A 1,929-nucleotide genomic window follows, 5' to 3' on the forward strand; every position below is an offset into this window, starting at 1 on the left:
CTGTCCGGTTTGGTTTTTGACGGCGTCGGCCACTAAAAGTATGTTGTGGGAACAAGCCTATGCACTACGTATATACCTACTTACAATAACTTAGAGCTTGTTTTGCTCCTTGTCCAATTTCCACATAGTTACTGTCGGCAGGCATGATTATGTCTTTTTCATCAATACCTTCCCACGCATCTGATCTGATATGTTTGTTGGGGGAAATTATGATTTCTTTGCTATTCATGGTAATGCCGCACATCATCATCCTTCTAAAAAGAGCTGATTTGGTTTTATACCCCAGTGTTTCTCGTATATGATCAACCCATTGGTTATAGCGTTGAACTCTTTGTACCGGATCGAAAAAATTTTTACATTCTTCACTTCCATATTTAAAAGTTCGACTATTTTTTAATGCCTGAGAAATAGCTTGCCCAAGCAGATTGTCATCGACATTTGGAGGCAAAATATGAGGTGGGAATAAGGTGTCCAACATTAACAACCTAAATCCGGATTTTGTTTGCACAATGAACGCTTTTTCATTTGCATATAAACTTGCAAAATATTGATTTTCTAACTTGTCTTCCATTATTTAATCTCCGTTACTTTAACATTAACATTATGGGTCTTTCCGTATTCTATCGCTTTGTTGATTTGCTGCCATTGCTCTTTAGTGGTTTGGGCTGGAATAGCTAAATGTATCTCTCTCCGCCTAATTGTATTAGCATTTAACTCAACACCAGAAAGAGAATAGATTTTAAAATTGGCAGCTTTGTCAATATAATTTTTTAAAGTACTATAAATTTGTCTTGGTTTGAGCATCCTTGATGCTGTTTGTGTATCCAATGTCTTAGCACTAATGGCTAAGCCATCACGGGAGTCATAATAATCAAAAGTTTTAAAATTCTTTGGTAGTCGAGCATCCGAGGGAAGGTTTTTACCAACATAATTCTCCCATGGCATACCTTGCTTTCCAATACCATTATTCCATTGGATACCTACTTTTGAATTAGAAACGGTTTTACTTGGTTTGGCAAATAAGATATTTAAATCCGTAACTTTCTGATGTGCAGTTGAAAATTGATTAGCCATGCGCCCAGCATTAACATCCAAGCTGGTCGGCGGTCGGTTATATCCGGCCGGAATCGGTTCGTGGATTGCCAACGGAGATTTCTTAACCGAAGCCCCACCAAGACTGACACTACCCAACATTGTTCCGGCACCTAAAAAGAAATTGGCTTTCCCGTGCTCAAGGTTTCCCTGTGTGATTTGATAAGTTCCGTAACTGGCTTGTGCTCCACCAATAGCCATCATCAGATAACGTCCTCGAGTGGTAAATTCCAAACCTAAAGCAATGCCTTGTGCGGTGGAGGCTGCTGCTCTGCCTTCAAAACTATCGGCATAAGCTTTATCCCTTTCAAGGATATTCCAAGCTTTCTCGTATTTCCCTATCGGACGACCTTCCGATAAAAAGAAATGCTTAACAGTAGCCAAACCGGTTTTATACTTTCCTCGGGCATCCTGGATTTCTTTCCAAGAGTTATTCCAATGTTCTCTGACTTTTCTATCTCTTTTGGCTAGCCAAAACGGATAATAAGGTTCTCCATTTCTCAAGATTTCTTTACCTTGATAGAGATCATTCTTAATTTTTCTATCAAGAATTTTCTGATCATCATAGATGATGTCTAGATAGGATCGCAAACTAGCTGCTTCTTGGGTTGTCAGGTCTTTTTTTCCATCTTTTCGATGAAGGTCTGAATAATATTTTCTATATAACTCATTGCTTACTTGGTCTTTAGCAGCCAGCCGCTCAAATTCGGCCTTTTCCTCATTACTTGCTGTATGGTTGAGAATTTTCTCTGTTAAAAGATCGTATTTTTTTCTGTCTTCGTTGTTAAGCAGATTATTCTCCACCGCATTCTGTCCAAGCACACCCCCTACCTGTGC

1 protein-coding gene and 1 pseudogene are annotated in these 1,929 nt (G+C 39.1%); both read right to left on the reverse strand.

Annotated features, from left to right (window positions below):
• Positions 1-76 precede the first annotated feature (76 nt).
• Positions 77-571: a contact-dependent growth inhibition system immunity protein gene (locus HMPREF2865_RS01690; RefSeq protein WP_025457499.1), complete on the reverse strand. Its 495-nt coding sequence runs from the start codon at positions 569-571 to the stop codon at positions 77-79.
• Positions 571-1,929: pseudogene (locus HMPREF2865_RS01695) on the reverse strand (adhesin); the annotation flags it as partial. The pseudogene HMPREF2865_RS01695 and the gene HMPREF2865_RS01690, both read right to left, overlap by 1 nt.

The organism is Neisseria sp. HMSC073G10 (assembly GCF_001812605.1).
GTDB classification, from domain to species: domain Bacteria; phylum Pseudomonadota; class Gammaproteobacteria; order Burkholderiales; family Neisseriaceae; genus Neisseria; species Neisseria subflava_A.

Coding starts and splice junctions, on each gene's coding strand:
- HMPREF2865_RS01690 (WP_025457499.1), bottom strand. CDS start 571: ATGGAAGACAAGTTAGAAAATCAATATTTTGCAAGTTTATATGCAAAT.